Origin of the sequence: Stenotrophomonas sp. AG209 (assembly GCF_003550055.1) — a bacterium.
Classification (GTDB): domain Bacteria; phylum Pseudomonadota; class Gammaproteobacteria; order Xanthomonadales; family Xanthomonadaceae; genus Stenotrophomonas.
Genome location: NZ_QXDB01000002.1, coordinates 211,164 through 226,965, shown reverse-complemented (window position 1 = coordinate 226,965; position 15,802 = coordinate 211,164). Strand labels below are relative to the sequence as shown.

At 59.7% G+C, this 15,802-nt stretch carries 20 protein-coding genes; 9 read left to right on the top strand and 11 right to left on the bottom strand.

The window, feature by feature from the left end; translation table 11 throughout:
* The first annotated feature begins 7 nt into the window (after window positions 1-7).
* Together DFO63_RS12630 and DFO63_RS22010 are read left to right on the top strand one after the other, a co-directional pair.
* On the top strand, window positions 8-781 hold the full coding sequence (locus tag DFO63_RS12630) for a hypothetical protein (RefSeq protein ID WP_053091851.1): 774 nt from the start codon (window positions 8-10) through the stop codon (window positions 779-781).
* Complete coding sequence (locus DFO63_RS22010; protein WP_143568713.1) at window positions 778-1,368, top strand: hypothetical protein; 591 nt, start codon at window positions 778-780, stop codon at window positions 1,366-1,368. The genes DFO63_RS12630 and DFO63_RS22010 overlap by 4 nt, the downstream gene beginning before the upstream one ends.
* A 125-nt stretch (window positions 1,369-1,493) precedes the next feature.
* On the opposite strand, the gene DFO63_RS22005 is transcribed toward DFO63_RS22010, so the two are convergent.
* Both DFO63_RS22005 and DFO63_RS22000 read right to left on the bottom strand, forming a co-directional pair.
* Window positions 1,494-2,237 carry a hypothetical protein gene (locus tag DFO63_RS22005; protein WP_143568714.1) on the bottom strand — a complete coding sequence of 248 codons (744 nt, stop codon included), beginning with the start codon at window positions 2,235-2,237 and terminating at the stop codon, window positions 1,494-1,496.
* Between the two features lie 15 nt (window positions 2,238-2,252).
* A complete protein-coding gene (locus DFO63_RS22000; protein WP_143568715.1) occupies window positions 2,253-3,119 on the bottom strand; it encodes a hypothetical protein in 867 nt (288 codons plus the stop codon).
* Between the two features lie 838 nt (window positions 3,120-3,957).
* Between DFO63_RS22000 and DFO63_RS12625 the strand changes: the two genes are divergently transcribed.
* The gene (locus DFO63_RS12625) at window positions 3,958-4,422 is read left to right on the top strand and encodes an ankyrin repeat domain-containing protein (RefSeq protein WP_053091850.1); all 465 of its coding nucleotides are present in this window, start codon (window positions 3,958-3,960) and stop codon (window positions 4,420-4,422) included.
* On the opposite strand, the gene DFO63_RS12620 is transcribed toward DFO63_RS12625, so the two are convergent.
* Together DFO63_RS12620 and DFO63_RS12615 are read right to left on the bottom strand one after the other, a co-directional pair.
* A complete protein-coding gene (locus DFO63_RS12620) occupies window positions 4,419-5,132 on the bottom strand; it encodes a hypothetical protein (protein ID WP_143568716.1) in 714 nt (237 codons plus the stop codon). The genes DFO63_RS12625 and DFO63_RS12620 overlap by 4 nt on opposite strands.
* Before the next feature lie 182 nt (window positions 5,133-5,314).
* A complete protein-coding gene (locus tag DFO63_RS12615; RefSeq protein ID WP_100049909.1) occupies window positions 5,315-5,668 on the bottom strand; it encodes a helix-turn-helix transcriptional regulator in 354 nt (117 codons plus the stop codon).
* Between the two features lie 147 nt (window positions 5,669-5,815).
* Here DFO63_RS12615 and DFO63_RS12610 point away from each other — a divergent pair, with 147 nt between their 5' ends.
* From DFO63_RS12610 to DFO63_RS22140, 4 genes are all read left to right on the top strand, one after another.
* Complete coding sequence (locus DFO63_RS12610) at window positions 5,816-6,679, top strand: hypothetical protein (RefSeq protein WP_119007124.1); 864 nt, start codon at window positions 5,816-5,818, stop codon at window positions 6,677-6,679.
* Complete coding sequence (locus DFO63_RS12605; protein ID WP_026346942.1) at window positions 6,676-7,038, top strand: hypothetical protein; 363 nt, start codon at window positions 6,676-6,678, stop codon at window positions 7,036-7,038. The genes DFO63_RS12610 and DFO63_RS12605 overlap by 4 nt, the downstream gene beginning before the upstream one ends.
* Window positions 7,039-7,083: 45 nt before the next feature.
* Window positions 7,084-7,578, top strand: a complete 495-nt coding sequence (locus DFO63_RS12600; RefSeq protein WP_231110266.1) for an ABC transporter permease — start codon at window positions 7,084-7,086, stop codon at window positions 7,576-7,578.
* Window positions 7,579-7,656: 78 nt separating this feature from the next.
* The gene (locus DFO63_RS22140) at window positions 7,657-7,902 is read left to right on the top strand and encodes a hypothetical protein (RefSeq protein ID WP_154081309.1); all 246 of its coding nucleotides are present in this window, start codon (window positions 7,657-7,659) and stop codon (window positions 7,900-7,902) included.
* A gap of 139 nt (window positions 7,903-8,041) precedes the next feature.
* Here DFO63_RS22140 and DFO63_RS12590 read toward each other — a convergent pair whose 3' ends face one another.
* Window positions 8,042-8,407, bottom strand: coding sequence for a hypothetical protein (locus DFO63_RS12590; protein ID WP_119007123.1), 366 nt, complete (start codon window positions 8,405-8,407; stop codon window positions 8,042-8,044).
* Between the two features lie 218 nt (window positions 8,408-8,625).
* On the opposite strand from DFO63_RS12590, the gene DFO63_RS12585 reads away from it, so the two are divergent.
* Window positions 8,626-9,060 carry a BLUF domain-containing protein gene (locus DFO63_RS12585; protein ID WP_019659243.1) on the top strand — a complete coding sequence of 145 codons (435 nt, stop codon included), beginning with the start codon at window positions 8,626-8,628 and terminating at the stop codon, window positions 9,058-9,060.
* Window positions 9,061-9,499: 439 nt separating this feature from the next.
* Here the strand turns inward: DFO63_RS12585 and DFO63_RS12575 are convergent, their stop codons facing one another.
* Complete coding sequence (locus DFO63_RS12575) at window positions 9,500-9,799, bottom strand: hypothetical protein (RefSeq protein ID WP_065183090.1); 300 nt, start codon at window positions 9,797-9,799, stop codon at window positions 9,500-9,502.
* 61 nt (window positions 9,800-9,860) lie between these two features.
* Here DFO63_RS12575 and DFO63_RS12570 point away from each other — a divergent pair, with 61 nt between their 5' ends.
* Complete coding sequence (locus tag DFO63_RS12570) at window positions 9,861-10,475, top strand: hypothetical protein (RefSeq protein ID WP_019659241.1); 615 nt, start codon at window positions 9,861-9,863, stop codon at window positions 10,473-10,475.
* Window positions 10,476-11,128: 653 nt separating this feature from the next.
* Here DFO63_RS12570 and hxsA read toward each other — a convergent pair.
* From hxsA to DFO63_RS12540, 5 genes are all read right to left on the bottom strand, one after another.
* Window positions 11,129-11,791: a His-Xaa-Ser repeat protein HxsA gene (hxsA, locus tag DFO63_RS12560; protein WP_119007122.1), complete on the bottom strand. Its 663-nt coding sequence runs from the start codon at window positions 11,789-11,791 to the stop codon at window positions 11,129-11,131.
* Between the two features lie 2 nt (window positions 11,792-11,793).
* Window positions 11,794-12,963 (bottom strand): His-Xaa-Ser system radical SAM maturase HxsC, encoded by a 1,170-nt coding sequence (gene hxsC / locus DFO63_RS12555; RefSeq protein ID WP_119007121.1) that lies wholly within the window; start codon window positions 12,961-12,963, stop codon window positions 11,794-11,796.
* Entirely contained in the window at window positions 12,950-14,446 is a 1,497-nt protein-coding gene (gene hxsB, locus DFO63_RS12550) for a His-Xaa-Ser system radical SAM maturase HxsB (RefSeq protein ID WP_019659237.1), read from the bottom strand. Before hxsB ends, hxsC begins: the two co-directional genes overlap by 14 nt.
* Entirely contained in the window at window positions 14,433-14,738 is a 306-nt protein-coding gene (locus DFO63_RS12545) for a hypothetical protein (protein WP_019659236.1), read from the bottom strand. Before DFO63_RS12545 ends, hxsB begins: the two co-directional genes overlap by 14 nt.
* A gap of 601 nt (window positions 14,739-15,339) precedes the next feature.
* Window positions 15,340-15,786: a helix-turn-helix domain-containing protein gene (locus DFO63_RS12540; protein WP_080112492.1), complete on the bottom strand. Its 447-nt coding sequence runs from the start codon at window positions 15,784-15,786 to the stop codon at window positions 15,340-15,342.
* Window positions 15,787-15,802: the final 16 nt, after the last annotated feature.

Genomic DNA, 15,802 nt, shown 5'->3' with positions numbered 1-15,802 from the left:
CGACCCAATGGAGTGCCAGCGCAAAGAAGAGGACTACCTGGAGCTGCGCTCTGCGGCACTGGATGCTGAGCTGAACAAAGCCGCCGCGGGCCTCCCGCCTCCGACCATCAGCACCAAGGCAGCGGCGCGTTACCTGGGGGTGCACTTCGACACGCTTGGCGAGTGGCGCCGCCGAACGCCTCCGGCAGGGCCGCCCTTTGTGAAAGGCGCCGGCCGCTCTGGTGGAGGGGCGAACGAGCACGTCCGTTACCCTTACGCCGAACTCGTTGCTTGGCAGGCCTCGCGCGTGGGGCGAAGTGTCAAAGAGCGTCGCCTGATCGACGAACTGGACGCAGCCCAGCAACGGGTCCGTGAGCTGGAAATCGAATTGGCCTTGCGGCAGGCGCGGGACGACGCGAGCCGGCTTCAGAAGAAGTTGGGGCGTATCGCAACGCTGGCCACGATCGATGACGTTGCCGTGGTTACCCATGAGTGGGCATTGGTGGATGGCCTGGTGGCGGGGCATGTCTTGGTGGTGAAAGACCAAGTGCTGAGCGGTGCGCTTGAGCGGGGTGACGTTTGGGATGCCACAGTCGAGGTGGCCCTGCAGGCGGCTTGGGTCGACGGGGAGACGCGTGAGCCCTACCACGCCGCTTATGCCAAAGTGCTGAGAGTGGTGATGCAAGAACTCTCCGAAGCCCAGGCAGCCCAACGGGCCATCGATCTGGAGGCGCGTTGGGCGCCAGCAGTAGCAACGGGCTGTTCGGTGCGGCCTTTCGCCCCCAACAAAGAGGCGTTATGACGACTGCAACGGAACCGGATGCGGAGTTGATGGGCCTGCGCCCAGGACGGCCTCCGGGCCAGCCCAAACCAATCGAACTGACCCCGGCAGAAGAGCTGGAGTTGGCTAAAGCGAAAGCCGGTCGAGTTGAGTGGGTCGGTCCTGGGGTTGCCGCGTACATGCTTGGCATCTCTAAAGAGGCGCTCAAGAAGCGTCGACTCCGTGGAGAAGGTGTCGTTCCCGAGCATCGGGCGGCGAGAAGCAACAAGCACGGTGTGCGTTACAGGTGGTCGTCGGTTGTGCGCTGCGGCGGGGCGGAGCGCTTCCAAAGCGAAGTCCTTGCCGAGCGTTTGGAAGATGTCGTGAAGGTTTTGAAGAAGCTCGGGCTTGCCGGCCTGGAGCGCGACCTACCATGGGCTTTTACTGCAGAGGGACGCATCAGAGGATTGGGGCGCTTTCACCCTCAGCTTCTGGCGGAGCCTCTTTCACTCAACCGGGCGTTGCGGCAACCCTGGACCAGCACGGAAGACCGCAGGCCCTTCCAAGACCTGGCGTTTAGGCTATTGTCTGCTGGGCTGGCGGCGGCTCGTAGAGCAGCGAAACGATAAAACGTGGCGACGCGTCGTAAATGAGGATATGACTTGAAAAGCTGAGCAAAATTGGCCGTGCTGACATCTTCAGGTAGATGGTCAAACATCTCTTGCAATTGGATTGATCGCTTGGTTTCTATGGATCAGTCCGTCTGCTCGCGATCTAAAAAATCTCCAAGACAGTCTAGCTCTCGAACAGAATATCTCCCTGCTCCTCGAGATAACTTGCCAGCAAGGTCGGTGTCGAACTCTTGAAAGCTCCGCTTTCTCAATATATTGTAGATTTGACGTCTTTTTTCTGGGTTAAGTGCCCATTTTTTCTTTCCTTTGCTGATCTTGTTGATAATTAACCCGGATTGGAAAAGAAGGTTGATAACTTGACCCAGGTACTGAGTGAACTTCTCATCAAAGCCCCGCCCATTCGGTAGATCATCTGCCCACATATAGCCTTTGTCATTGTGGCCCGACCACCTTCTTTCTGCATCAAGCTTGTTCATGAGAAGTAGTGCAGTAATGACATTGGCAGGGAACAGCGGTTCGCCATTATCGTGGGCTTGCTTTACGTCAATCCACGCAAGCTCAAAGGAATCGCTGTCGTAAGCGTCATGTAGACTTACCGGCGTTCTTCCTCCGAGGCGGCGCTGAATCTCCTCGTAGTCATCATTTCGAATTGGCCTGATTAACAGAACCGGGCCGATGTTGGTCCCTACGAGCGAGCAAAAATTCGTAGGCTTCAAGGCGCTATTCGCCTCGTAACATGCCATTCGATAAGACCATTCTGGATTGGCGGTCTTGAATGCTGCCGAACCGAAGAAGCCGCTAATGCAAGCCGCTAGCCCCGGGATGGTGTTTTCTGCGGGATGCCCAACGTAGATGATGTGAGCCATTTCTATTCCGCGCGTTCAATGCAAGCCGCGCGGAATACTAAAATGCTTCTTGGCTGCTTCAAGCAGCACGCTGCTTGGCAGTGGGATAGCGAGAAGTTGTTCTGTAGTCAGGTTTGCTAGTGCTGACAAGATGCACTGACGGGCTTCTTGGTCGCTTAGGCAGCCGAGCGAACTTCCGGATCGGGCGGGCTGCGGCAAAGAATCGATCTCAGGCGAGACGAACAGAAGCTCTAGAGGAACCGAGTTTCTTAGTCCCCAAGTCTCGACTGCAGAGGATACCTTTAAAGATCTGCACCGGTTCCACTCTATGCGAAGCTTAAAGGACGAGTGTTCGCTCAGAGCGACCGGGAATGATTTATGCCAATCTTGCCCTTCAAGCGCCAGACTAACATGTTCATCTTTTGAGACATGAGCATCGGCGAACTCGCGTGCCCAAGCTTTTTGCTCAGTGTCAGCAATTGGACGAATTTCGACCCATTCGTCAATTGGGGTGGGGGAGACCTCGAGACCGAGTCGAATCGCTCCAGTCGCTCGATGCAAAAAACGTCGACCTGTTGGGCTGCTGAAAACAAAGGCGGCCCACACTGCCTTGCGCAGGGGGTTATAGCTCTTCTGCGCCACGGAGGCTGGGAGGCTCGAGAGGTCCGTTGGGGCGACAGCCCAGGCCTTCTTATCCGTCTGAAGTAAGCGAATTAATCCGCGCCGCTGAAGTTCTTCAATAAAGCGAAGAAATGACCTGAACTGGAAATCCTTCCAAGACGCCTCAAGATTCGCCCGACTAAGGCGCTCTCCGAGCGATGCGACAGTTAGATGCCCACGGCGCGGGTCAATGTTGGTCAGAATAAGCTGCTGGACCTGCGCGATGTAAGAGTCCAAATCCATGATTATCCTCATAGCAATACTCCTTAGACTCGGCCCGTCAGCCGAGTCTAAGGAGACAATCCGTTTGTAAGGCTATGCAGGAACCAGACGAACGACGTATCTTTGATACCAAAAGGGTTTGGCCATGGCGTATTAGCCACCTGCTGCGGCTCGCAGGCCAACCTTCGTTGTCATCGACCTTCAGGTCCTGGGTCATGGCCTACTGCCTTCATCCCCATTGCAAATGGGGCAGACCCGGGTCATCGGTAGCGCCTAGTATCGTGCCGCCGACGACCTATGTCAAGCCCACGAGAATGACACCTACTTGGGCAATCTCGCAGCTGTCCATAGGCGGGAGGTTGTTCTTAAGTCATTGATGTCTATGAAGATGTTGCACTTTTGTCCTTGATCTGGAGCATGCTGCTCCCGCCTGCGGCGAGGCCGTGCGCTCCCGGAACATACCGCTCCGGGCTGATCAGCTGAATAGCTCCGTTGCGCAACGTCCTAACGAAGCCCAGTTCTGAAGGGGCTGAGGTTCCGCTGCTTGACCTCAGCTACGGACGACCCTGCACTACGGCCGGAACAATGCAAGGGCGACTGGGGGACTAATCGCGCCATCGCGTTGTCGAGGAAGAAGTCCCCCCGCCACGGAAGTTGTTGTCAACGCAGCTTTGGCAAGATCTTTTCAGCATCGGGTCGCGTCCACGTCTAGGGAATCGCACCTGGTAGTGTCCTGATCGCGCTTTGACATTGTCGGGACAGATGTCTCGATAACGCACCACTGACCACTTGGAGCCCTACAGCATCCGTTTGCCACCATGGTGGCGTTCCAACCGGGAACGTCTTTGGTTGAGCGTCGATGAGCAACGAGATGGACAATGACGTGGGTGCTGAAGGGCATCGCAGTGCTTGCGATCCGCATTGCAGCCTATTGATCCAGCGAGACGATGAAACCCGGGCCGCCATGGAGGAGATGGACGATCTCATCAGCCGGCTGCCTTTGGAACTCCAAGTGCGCGCTCGAGCCTTACCGTTCCCGCAGTTCCACCACGCGTGCTCCCATGGCGATATCGAGATGGTTGCAGCGATGTTGGAAGTCGGGGCAGAGCCGGACGGCTACCCCTACACCTACGACGAGATGGACCAGCCTCCTCTGGTGTGGCTTGCATGGGCAAGCGATCTAAGTAGCAAAACTAAGCAGGAAGTGGCGGTGATGCTTCTCAAGGCCGGTGCGTGCATTGAGGAGGGCGAGCCTCGGCTCGAAGCACTGGCCTGTCAAGACGAGGAGTTCGCCGATTTTCTGGAATCGTATTCCCCTGTCTAGAGGTTGGGGTGAGGGCCAAGGAGAGGCAGCTCAGGCGCCTCCGCTTCGGCCTGTAAGGGGCAACTGCGGCGAACATAGCGTGGACCGTCGGGTGTGATCCTCCCCAAGATCACGATGTCATCGTTGATGCGGTGAAACCGATCACTCGGATGTACGGCGCACGAAGTATCGCTATAAAGGTCGAGCGCAAATGCGGTGTGGCGGGCCACTGATCTCATCCAGGACGGCGCTACTGGTGAGTCTCCTATCGCGAACGCAGCTACGATGGACACCACTGCTGCGGCAAAAATGCGTGAGCAAAGCATCAAATAGTCAAAGTCGCTCCTCTTCGTTTTCCCCCAAGGGGACGTTCCTGCAGCCCAAATGAGAATGCCTATGGCTGAAAGGCCGCTTGAAACCGTAATCACGAAGGCGATGATCGGCACGAAAGCGAAAGGCACAAGTAGAGCTACTGCAGTTGGAAAATGAGAAGGATCCTGTCCGGTGCCATCGTTGACTGCCAGGCGGCTGATCCCTGTTGCGGCGGCAAGCGCCATAACGCTCATCGCTGTGACAGCCAACTTGACCAGTGGCAGCTGGAGCTTCGGATAGAGCCAGAGAAATGCTTCACGTAGGAACCCAACTGCAAAGAAGAAACTGGCCGCGTAAGTGATGACGTCGGTGGCCAAAGCCTTCGGAGCAAAGCGGAACAGAAGAAGGGCGATGCCCATGAGGGCCGCCCCACTGCAGTAAGCCCGAACGGTCAATGGTTGGATGAACCACCACAGTTTGAACCGTTGAAAGCGATCGCTGATCGTAGATGAAAACAACATCCCGTATCCCCCGTGTCCATACCGGGCGGATTATCACCTGTTGCCGTCGCAATCGCTGAGACCGGCTCGCTGGAAGGAGCCTATGAAGGTTCGAGGTCTGCCAAGAGGCGGTCAATGGCCTGCTTTCGCTTTCCAGGGGGGAGTGCGGTCAGCTCTTCCAGGGCTTGAGAAAGCTTGGCCTGCTGGGCCTCGCTTTGAACGCCCAGCGCCAAAATGGCGTCGGCCATCGCCGGCGTCGTCGCCAGCAGGTAGGCCGGCGGCACGTCCAGTGCCTGCGCAAGCTCAAACAGTGCTTCCAGGCTCACCGTCATCGACTCGCTTTCATAGCGACTGATGCGAGCCGATGCGGTGTCTTTGTCCAGGCCCATCCTGACCCCCACTTCGCGCTGGCTGAAGCCTCGAAGGATCCTGGCTTGGCGCAAGCGCGCGGCCACGATCGCTCGCGGAGTTGTCGGCGTAGTCACAGGCTGAACGGATGCAGTGCAAGCATGCACCGATCATGACGCAAGGCCTACGCCCCGGGTAGACTCTACGTGCCACGTAAGTATGTGGCAAGTCCATCCAAAGGAACGAGGGGCTGTATGAAGAACGGGGCAGTTCTGGCTGGCGCGCTCGCGCTGGCCGTATCGACGGGCGTCAGCGCCGAACCCACGACCGCATCGGGCCTGCTTCGGCAGATCGGTGGGGCCATTTCTGGGAAATCCGCGTCACAGGCCAAGGTGTCCCATCCCCTGTACGCCGAGCCGCTCGGCATCTACTGGGACCTGGACGAGGACACCCTTGAGGGTGCTCAGCACCTGCGCGAAGGGCTGTCCTCCACCGGGGCACAAGGGATCGACATGTGCGACATGGGCCTGTTGGCCATGGCCCATTCCGCCTACCAGTTGCGGCCTGACAAACGGCAGTGGTGCTTGCGGCAGGCGTGGGTGGCCGCAAAGAGGACGACCGGCAGCAAAGAGGCAGAGCCGCCTGCGGCGGTGATCGAGCAGCGCTTCGGGCCTGCTTTCGACGCCCGGCTGGAGCGGTTCAAAGGGATTCGGCGGTATGCCGTTCGCCCGAACTTCAAAGCGCTGGGTGGGGTCAGCTACAACGCGAATCGGGGCGTCATGGAAGTGTTCGTGCCGATGCCGCAGATCTCGGTTGCCGGCTTGAGTGTCACGGGAAAGAACTTCGTCCCCTGGATCCGCAAGACGCCCACCGGCGTGTCCAGCCCTCCGAACGCGGGGCGCTACCGGTTGCTGATTCGGATGGACCCCGCCGAAGCGGCCAATCTCGCGCGGCAAGGCCGCTCGTTCCAAGACGACCGCGTGGTCTTCTCGGTCAATCGGGTTTGGGTCGACGGCACGGAGCCCAAGATGGACGTGACCGTCGAGAAGGTGAGCCTGGGCTATCGGAACGAAACGATCGAAGTGGACGTCACTAAGAACCTAGGAGAAGGTGCATGAAGCGTGGAATGGTGGCCGCTGCAGTAGCCATTGTCGGCTTGGCCGCATGCAGCAAGGCGGACCAAGGGCCGTCGATGGAGCAGGTGGCGAAGGGTTATGAGCAGTATTTGAACGAAAACCTGGTGGCCGAGCTAGGGCAGCGCGTGGAAGTGCGTGGCTGGGAGGACTTGAACGCCGACTGCCATCCGAGCGGGCCCGAACGAACGACGTGCGTCACGGGCGGCACCCTCGATGTGATCGGTTTCCAGGGCGGTCGCCAGCTCAAGGAGAGTCCTGCACCCGTGCCGGCGCGAGCGGATCTGGTGTTTGAAAAGCGGGCAGGGCAGTGGCTGCTTGTTGATGCGCAGAAGAAGCCCTGATCGGCCCCTGTAACCCGCCCTCGGTTTCGCTCATTTGGAGGTTCCATGAATGTCCACGTTCGCTCTCACTCGACCGCGTCCAATATGCAGTGGGCCCTGCTCGCACCCGCAACGGTCCTTCTTGGAGGCGCTGGCCTGCTCGCCTTCGTAGGCGGTGCAGAAATTTCTGGAGAGCTTGGGCTTGCCTGGCAGGCTGTGGCGGCGTTCTCGGCTGGAGTCGGCGTGTTGGCGCTCCTCCTGCTGCTTTACGTGCTGAACTGGCGGGCGGCGCGCGTTCGGGCAGCCAGGGCGGTCAATCCCTTCTTGGAACCGAGGCGCGGGGGCTTTTGGAAGGGGGCACTGATGGGCACGCTGGTCGTGGTGGTCGTCCAGCTGGCGAGCATCGGTGTAGGGATCTTCTACCCTGGCCTGATCGAGTCGGAACGCAACTTCTTCGTGTCTGTCCCGCCGCTGGCGTTGGCCGCCCTCTACACCGTCTTCCCGATTGCGCCACTCATGGGCGGGCTGATCGGGCGCGTGTGGCGGGCCACCAGTCTGTAAGGCGTGCCGGCAGCTTCTGACAACAATCAAAGGGGGCAAATGCCCCTTTTCAGCGGTTCGCGAAAGATGCCGGCGGCGATGGCCACCTACTCCCTTCGATGCTCGATCAAAGCCGTCCGGCAGTTCTCGCAGGCGTCCCTGAGCCCCGATTGGGCCGCCGCGATCAATGCATCGGTGCCCATGACGGAAGCTTCGTTCCGTTCGACGATCAAGATTGGTATGGCCTCGGTGGCCTGCCGCCAATCGCTAGCTAAGCGTGGTTCTTTCTTGTTACCGCGAACGTTGCCCATCGTTGCTGCCTCCGTTGAAGATGGAAGCATCTAACCATGCGTCTGAAGCTTGGCAAGGTATACGGAGTAGCGGATCTGAAAATGTGTCAAGCCATTTGCGATCTGAGGCTTAACTGCTATCGAGCTCTCACTATCCCGTAAACTGATTCATCTCCCACTGCTAGTTTCCTTCTTCAAGCCGGTCTGTCATCCACGTTGAGTGTCGCCATGATCTCCCCGGCAACCTCAGCAGTTGCGCAGAGGAAGAAGACAGCATCCTTCTCCGCCGCCTGGGACAGGAAATGGTGGACGGTGATCAATGCGGCAGTCGTGTTCCTGACGAACACCTCGTGGCACTGCGAGAGCCGAACATGCGCAAGCTGGGCTGCGAGCGCCTGCTTGGTTGCGTGGACTTCGGCACGGTGATCGCTGTCAATTCGCCCGGGAAGACCCACTCCGCATCCGGTATAGACACATTTGTCCTTGAACCTGGTTTTCCAGACGAATTGAGGTGAGTTTAGTTCGAAGGGCGGAGCGTGGAGGGGATTGCTCTTGATCATGCAGTGGCGATGACTCTGGGCTGATCGCTTCCTGCGAGTTGCGCAAGAAGAGTCCGATGCCGTTCTTGACCGCTCAGCATTGAGCGGCGTCGGCGAGAATAGTTGCGCGAGCGTGAAGGTCCCGCGACTGAGTGACCTCTCGCTTTCGCCTTTGCTTCCTGCACACCCAGAGCACAAAGCGCGGCGTAGGCTGACGCCTTAACTCGAGGTTGTTAGGCATGCTCAATTGCTCGGTTGTCTTTGTAAGCTCAGCAGTAGAGGAGCTGACTGAAGTGCGGATTGCCGAGCTGATGGCAGCCGGCGCTGAGTTCAATGAGGCATGTGGTTCGCGCGCAGTTGTGTGCTTCGATGGAAGCCGCTTTTTCACCTACCTTGAGGGGACCGCCAGCGCGGTAGGTGCGACGATGGTCTATGTGGAGTCGCTGGACATCCACTCAGAGCTTGTGCAGCTCGCTAGAGGTGCTGTCCAAAAGCTTCGCTTCTCCGATCAGCCTCTGCTGTTCATGCGGGTGTCCACTCCCTGTTTGAAGACCTTGGTTCGAGCGGACTGGACCAACTTCTCACAGCGTTTGAAGGGCAGGTTTGAGCCCGTGACGGGCATGGAGCAGCTCGCCGAGCTCGTTGCCCGACACCGAGAGCCAGCCGAGGCCTAGTGCGCGCCGTGGGCACGTAGTAGGGCGCAACTGGGGTTCGTTTCAGGATGAGGGTTTGCTTTCAATGCGGGAGCGCTTGATGGCACCTGCGGCGAAGATCCCCGCGATAACGAGGGTGCGGTGCGGGATCTTGAGACGCGAGCAAGGACGACAACGCCGCGATTGGGCGCATAACAGGGGGCGGCTTGTCGAGCCGGGTGGCCCTAGAGCCGGTTGGTGCAGGTTATTCTGCACAACCCAGCTTCGAGCATAGAAATGCACGCCTTCCAGGATTGGACGTTCAGCGCCAATGGCAGAATCATAACCGCCAGAGTGGAGGTGGATGGAAACGGGGGTGGAACCATCACTCGGTTTGAGACTCGTCCTGGTCCCGCTCAAAGCGGCCTTTCGATCAAGGTCAGCTCTCAGCGGGAGGCGGCCACCAAGCTGGAGCAGATCCTTACTGATCTATTGGGCGCTGGCTGGTAGGGCCTGGGTCCATCAGGGATATCTGTTCGGTGAGCATCCGAAGAGACTGCTGAAAGGCAGCGGTGAAGATCGGGCCATCGAGGCCGGCATGAGTGTCCGCCGCTTCCACCAACATCAGGTCCCAGATCCGGCGCAATGATGGCGGATCACTGTGGGTGGCGATGGTCGCGCCGAGTGCGTACTCCATCGCTTTGAGGTATCCCCGATGCGCTTCTAAGTCGACCTCGCATGCGTGCAGGCGTTCAGCAAGTTGCTCCAGGGTGTATGTCATAGCGGACTCGACTTGAGGATGAATACGAGAGATAGTCCATCTAGGTCATTAGGCAGACACAATGAGCATTCTCAACGTCTTGCTGAGCCCTAGCCAGCTCCTCGTTGCTGTTGACACCCTGGCAGAGGATGCCCGGACCGGCGCCCACTCCTCGGGCGCCAAAATGCTCCTGATTCCGCAGCACAATCTCGTGATGGCCGCACGCGGGTCTACGCAGTTTTTTCTTCGTGTCTACGAGCTGGCGCTTCAGGCGAGCTTCCGCGCAGATTTCACGATGGAACAGCTTTCCGCGGAGCTGGGCTTGGTGCTGGACCAACTGTGGCCGAACTACGTAAGGGCAGCTGCCGAAGCGCGCCTACCGATTGACCATCTCGGGACTGAGCTGGTTCTTGGGGGCTGGTCGCCCAGGAATGGTCGGATGATGGCAACTGCGTACGCCAAGAACGACAGCACCAGACCTACCATTGTTCAGTGCCTTGATGGCGGCTTGGCCTCGCCGGGAGAACCCTTGGCCGGCAGGCCTGAGAGCTTTGCCCCAGCCGATGTCCTCGCAGCCGGCAAAATCCAGGCCACTTGGCTTAACGCGCGGGTAGGGCGGCAGGTGGCTGGTGGTCGGCTTCTGGCGACGTTGCTGCGCGATGGGCAGGCGGTGATGCAAGATCTAGGTGCGATCTAGATCTTCGGGCACCAGCCCCGCTAGCGCCAGGATCCTGTCCTTTCTCATCTGCTCTCCCCAGAGAACCCACGCTTGGTCTACGGTCAAAATCCCCGTCACCGCGCATGCGGGACAGGTGAGCTCCACCCCCCCCACAGCATCGGTAAGGCCTTGGCCACGCGACATACGCGATTCGTCCCCACACGAGCCACACTTGGCCTGTAGGGATTCCACTCGCTCGATCGTTCCATTCAGGCGCAGCAAAGGGCGAATCCGAAGGATCCGGAAAGCGGTCGAGGGTGTCATGTGTCATACCTGAGAGGGGCTAGACACAGGGGCGAAGGATTTCGCGCCAGAGAGGAGCCAGTTGGGTCAACCTTACACCATGAACCGTTAAGAGTTTCATTCCGGCCTAAGCTCTGCGCCCCAGAGGAAGGCTCTAGAGCCTGCTCACCGGATCGATGCGCGCGGATGCCATGAGAGTGTGCCCCCCAAGCGAAGCGCTCCACCGTGTGCCTTTACGCCATGGCCTGGGTAATGCGCAATCCAATCCTGGTCTCGACCTCACGGGGTGTCAGGCAAGGCTCCCCGGGGAAGGGGGGGCTTCACGAACGCTGGTGTGTGGTCAGCTTTTGGCATTAGGCGGAAGCCACGGCATGGTGCCGGCGTGCTGATTAGAGCCGCACCCCGAGTGCGTCGAGCGTCGGAGTTGTCATCGTTCCTGTCGCTCGAATGCCGTGGGCCAATTGGAACATGCGCAGCGCCGATTGGGTTTCAGGGGTAAGCGCCCCGTCGATGGCGCCCGGATCGTAGCCCTTGGAATAGAGCGCTGCTTGGACGCGCATGATGAGCAGCTTGAGCGCATCGGCGTCCCGTCCCTCCGTGACTGGCTTTTCGTAAGTGCCAGGTTCCAAGGTCAGGTTGTTCGTAGACCTCGAGTTTGCTCGGGTGGCTGGATCCAGATTCTGGGACGGGTAGCTGTTCAAATGGCTGGCGCCACTCCCGGTGGTTCGGGAAGTTGCGGGCGCCGCCGGTTTCGCTGGCGTGGTGTAGCGGGTGGGCGGTGGGGTATAGGTCGCCGGTGGCGGGGTGTAGGAGCGATACGAGCTTCCCGACCCGGACGAATGGGAGCGATGGGAACTGTGTGATCGATGGGAGCTGTGGCTGCGGTGCCCTGCATACAGGTTGTGCCGGCCTGCATTCAACGAGGTGCTCAGGACGGTCGCGTATTTCCCGTCCAACTCGGAGAGCCTGGAAAGTTCGGACTGGCCCTTGGGCGGCTCCGTGCCCAGGGTTCCCAAGGTGGCGGCGCCGACGATCATCAGTGCGTTGGACATGATCAGGTTTCCAGGACAGGAGAGATGGACCGGCTGGTCCAAGCCGGTGTGACCCACGAGAAGAAGCCGCCGCACCGCTGTCGAACCGAGCAGGTTTCGCAGGCGGGTAGGTAGTCGTTCTTCCAAGGCGAAATGCTCTGCACGGCGTAGGGCCAAAGCGATCGGTCCAACGCGCACAAGGGCAGGTTGTAGAGCGAGACCGGGATTCCGCCCGCGGCCAGCAGCCCTACCGCTTCGGACAGGACGTCACCGTAGTCCGCTGGATCGGCCCAAAGCTCACGCTGATGGGCTTTGGCAAAGCCGATGGGCTCGATGCCCATCAGTGCAACGTGTTCGACGAAGGGCAGGTTTCGCCAGATGTAGCGGGCCAGCTGTGCCAGCCGCTCGACCGTGGGCTTGACCAACACGACTCGGATCTCCACCCGCTGCTGGGCGGCCTCCAGTGCGTAAAGCCCACGAAGGGTCTGAGCGAACGCCCCCTCGCTTTGCACGACGTAGTCGTGCAAGGCATAGCGGTCTCCGTAGAGCGGAATGCCCCAGCTCAGGTTAGGATGGAGGCCCGCAAATTTCGCGTGCAGGCCGGGCTCACGCATTCGGCCGTTGGACAGGATGTGCAGGTGGGTGTTGGGCAGCACGTGCGCGCATTTGGCCACCACGTCGACCAACCCGTCACCTAGCAGGGTCGGTTCCCCGCCGCTGATCGCCAGCGAAGGTTCCTCCGGATCGATGAGGTCAATCAGGTCCAGGAGGTGCCTCACCCGCCAATCGTCTTGAACGTCTCGGGGCGGCTGAGAGCACATCAGGCAGTAGCTGTTGCAGCGCTCGGTGGCGAACAACACATTGCCGGTGTCTCCACGCCGATATCGGATCGCCACCTTCTTCTGCAGGGGATTGAGCTCCACCACGTCTCCAGGCTTGCAAACACCCGGCGGACCTTCCAAGTGAACGAGAGGGGCCTTACCGGGTGAGCGCAACCCGCTCGAGGGCAAGACTGCACCCCAAGGCAGGTTTAGCAGCTCATTGCTGGCGTGGTCCGCTGGGACGTCCCGCAGGTCCAGAGCCAAGCGCTCGAAGGGAAGTGCTGATTGGGCAAACTCTGCCAGCGACACGACCTTGAGCAGGCTGGCCTTCGCCGACGGAGCCAGCTCGGCTCTGGTTTCAAGCGGCAGCATGGACGGCGTCCTCTACCGATGGCTTCGGATTGGCCCAAGAGCGCATCAACGCTTGGATGTTCCGGTCAGCCTTCTCGTATCGTTCCAGCAGAAAATCAAAGAGCCCCATGTTCCGTTGGCAGAAGTCGCTGCTGGGCCGATGGCCGATGGGATCCCCCTGGCGGGCGTAGTGCTCGATCGGATCGGCGCCGCACATCGGCACAAACGCGCAGTCGGAGCACGTGGGTAGGGCCTCGGCGACCCCGGCGTCCAGCAAGCGGGCCATGGCGGGCGAGGACAGCCATTGGCTGACCGGTTGGCTGACGTGGCCCAAGGCAAAGGCATCGTCCCCCATTGCGGCCAGCATGCGTGCCTCGTCCGACGGATAGACCCGCCCGTCGTGGTCGTAGATGACGGCGCCCAACCCGGCTCCGGAGGGCGATCGGAGATCGACGTAGCCGTGCCCGAAGGACGTGAAGAGCTGGGAGAGGAGGAGAGACGCGTAGGACTCTTCCATGGCGTAGCCGGCCAGGTTCACCGACAGCAAGTGGTCGAATGCGCGTCGGTAGAAGGCCAGGAAGTCTTCCGTGGGGTAGCCGGTGCGGCGGGCCGTCTTGGTGGCGAACCCGTAGGGGCTTAATGGACGCAAGGAGATGCTGTGGAAACCCAGCTTCCGGTATTCGTCGATGATGGCCTCAGGAACCTCGAGGCTCTGGCGGGTCAGCGTCGTCAGCGCCGAGACGCCATCGTCTCCGAGCCAACGGCGTGCGCGTTCAATCCCCTCCACAGTCCGCCGATAGCTGTCGCGGCCGGGCCGGGGGCGGTTGGCGTTGTGGAGCCATTCGGGACCGTCCAGCGAGGTGGAGAGCTTGAAGCGATGTTCGGTCAGAAACGCCAGCTGGTCGTCGGTGAGGTCATGCAGGGTGGATGCCAGCACGAAGCGCAGGGTGCGTCGGGCGCTCTGATTTCGCTCGACGATCCGCCGGGTGATGGCCTTCACTTGCTCAAAATTGAGCAGGGGCTCACCTCCTTGGAATTCGATCGTCAGTTCTTGGCTCGGCCATTCGAACAACCGTTCCACCGCCTGTTCGGCGTGCGTACCTTCCATGTCGAACGCAGTGGCGCTCGTCTCCTGCCGGGACACCTGGCAGTAATTGCATGTGTGGTGGCAGCGCAGCGACACCACGAAGATGTGGAGAGCGGGTCCACCCATCAGGTAGGACTTTCGGCTGCGAATTTGACTGAGCAGGGGCGCCAAGCTGCTTCGGTCGATCCCGGCGACGGCCAGGTGCCGGGCTTCCAAATCTGCAAAGAGGGCTGAGTTGGTCGGCAACTGGTGGGTCACCAGGCACTGAACGTCCTCCATCTTCATCAGGAGCCAGTCGCCTGCCATGGACGAGACAAAAGCACGGTGTTCGTCCCAGGGAAGGCGTCTGAACCGTAGAGGCAACAGTTCGTAGGCCGATGGGCCGGCGAAAGCCTCAGCGAGCCTAAACCTCGACATGGGGCACCGCCGGCTGTGCCTGGTTCAGTGCTGCACGAAGCAGCTCCTGCTGAAGTCCGCTCGTCTCCGCTCGCACGGCCGCTCGCAGGCGCTCGTCCAGCAAGTCTCGGGAAAACCGGGCCCAGAGGTCCTCTGGCAAATTAGAGCCGTCCAGAGACCACAAGAAAACGGTGAGGTTGGCGCCTTGCCCGCGTATCTCCACCCCAAACTTGTCGGTATAGCGATGCGCCGCGCGAGCGGTCACCTCGTCCGAATACAGTGTGCGATCAATAGTGAATTGCGAGCGTTCCATTGCCCATCCCCCTTTGATGCACGAACTGTGCTCCTGACCGGGCGCTGTTGCAAGTTCGGCAGTCGGAAGTCCCACTTGCTGCAGATTCCCTGTCTCCACAAAGAGCAGCGGTAGCTTGGGGCCTTCTTTCAAGCGCTGGACGCCCGCAGCCTATGCTCCGGAATGAAGCCAAACAAGCTTCTTTGCAGAGGATGGGCGGCCATGAGAGACATTGTCTTTCGGTCTTAATGGCGCCGATCGTGCAAGCGCGATATGCGGGCTTGACCGAGCCGATAGTGCTTACTCGCAACTACTTGGGGCAGCGACCTGCTCCTTGATGCGCAGGCAGTGATCTTTCAACGTTGGATTGAGCGCAAGTGCCGGCATTGCCGTCGCATCAGCGTGGAGTGCGAGCAGCTGGCTTTATCGGGCGAATCTGACACCCAAGTGCGGAGCCTGGTCGATATTAATCAACAATCTCCATGCCAGCCCAGCTGAGCGAATAGCCCGGGGCAGGAATGCCGCAGCGGCACAAAAGAAGGCGCCGCGCTCGTGACAGATAATCAAGAGCTCTACAGCAATCGTGCTGAAGCGATAACTGAGCTTAGTTAGGTCGTTCTGTTCAGGCCTCGTCGCGTGGCAGCTTTCTATCGAACCTTTCTCGTGCGGATCGAAAGCTGCTGACGTTCTCTACAATCCAAGTCCAAAGAGGGACCATTCGAACCAGGAGCTCATATCCAGAGTCGGAGAGTGCATATTCGACATGGGGCACCACTTCATCGAACTCGCGACGCACTACCAGCCCATCGCGCTCCAAATGGCGAAGCGTACGGGTCAGCATGCGTTGCGTGATTCCGTGCATCCGACGGCCGATCTCTGCATGTCGAAGCTGACCATAAACGCCTAGTGTATGAATGACACCTAGCGACCAACGGCTGCCTGCATGGGCAAGGACCTCTCGACGAAGCCCATCGTCATCATCTCGAAGTCCATCGCAGACCGTCTGGGAGTACTGAAGGATGTCTTCTCTACGGAGATTGTCTGACGGCAGTATCACGCGTGTGCCCATCTTTCGCGCCAGTTCA

Coding starts and splice junctions, on each gene's coding strand:
- DFO63_RS12630 (WP_053091851.1), top strand. CDS start 8: ATGGAGTGCCAGCGCAAAGAAGAGGACTACCTGGAGCTGCGCTCTGCG.
- DFO63_RS22010 (WP_143568713.1), top strand. CDS start 778: ATGACGACTGCAACGGAACCGGATGCGGAGTTGATGGGCCTGCGCCCA.
- DFO63_RS22005 (WP_143568714.1), bottom strand. CDS start 2,237: ATGGCTCACATCATCTACGTTGGGCATCCCGCAGAAAACACCATCCCG.
- DFO63_RS22000 (WP_143568715.1), bottom strand. CDS start 3,119: ATGGATTTGGACTCTTACATCGCGCAGGTCCAGCAGCTTATTCTGACC.
- DFO63_RS12625 (WP_053091850.1), top strand. CDS start 3,958: ATGAGCAACGAGATGGACAATGACGTGGGTGCTGAAGGGCATCGCAGT.
- DFO63_RS12620 (WP_143568716.1), bottom strand. CDS start 5,132: ATGGGCATCGCCCTTCTTCTGTTCCGCTTTGCTCCGAAGGCTTTGGCC.
- DFO63_RS12610 (WP_119007124.1), top strand. CDS start 5,816: ATGAAGAACGGGGCAGTTCTGGCTGGCGCGCTCGCGCTGGCCGTATCG.
- DFO63_RS12605 (WP_026346942.1), top strand. CDS start 6,676: ATGAAGCGTGGAATGGTGGCCGCTGCAGTAGCCATTGTCGGCTTGGCC.
- DFO63_RS12600 (WP_231110266.1), top strand. CDS start 7,084: ATGAATGTCCACGTTCGCTCTCACTCGACCGCGTCCAATATGCAGTGG.
- DFO63_RS22140 (WP_154081309.1), top strand. CDS start 7,657: ATGGCCACCTACTCCCTTCGATGCTCGATCAAAGCCGTCCGGCAGTTC.
- DFO63_RS12590 (WP_119007123.1), bottom strand. CDS start 8,407: ATGATCAAGAGCAATCCCCTCCACGCTCCGCCCTTCGAACTAAACTCA.
- DFO63_RS12585 (WP_019659243.1), top strand. CDS start 8,626: ATGCTCAATTGCTCGGTTGTCTTTGTAAGCTCAGCAGTAGAGGAGCTG.
- DFO63_RS12575 (WP_065183090.1), bottom strand. CDS start 9,799: ATGACATACACCCTGGAGCAACTTGCTGAACGCCTGCACGCATGCGAG.
- DFO63_RS12570 (WP_019659241.1), top strand. CDS start 9,861: ATGAGCATTCTCAACGTCTTGCTGAGCCCTAGCCAGCTCCTCGTTGCT.
- hxsA (WP_119007122.1), bottom strand. CDS start 11,791: ATGTCCAACGCACTGATGATCGTCGGCGCCGCCACCTTGGGAACCCTG.
- hxsC (WP_119007121.1), bottom strand. CDS start 12,963: ATGCTGCCGCTTGAAACCAGAGCCGAGCTGGCTCCGTCGGCGAAGGCC.
- hxsB (WP_019659237.1), bottom strand. CDS start 14,446: ATGTCGAGGTTTAGGCTCGCTGAGGCTTTCGCCGGCCCATCGGCCTAC.
- DFO63_RS12545 (WP_019659236.1), bottom strand. CDS start 14,738: ATGGAACGCTCGCAATTCACTATTGATCGCACACTGTATTCGGACGAG.
- DFO63_RS12540 (WP_080112492.1), bottom strand. CDS start 15,786: ATGGGCACACGCGTGATACTGCCGTCAGACAATCTCCGTAGAGAAGAC.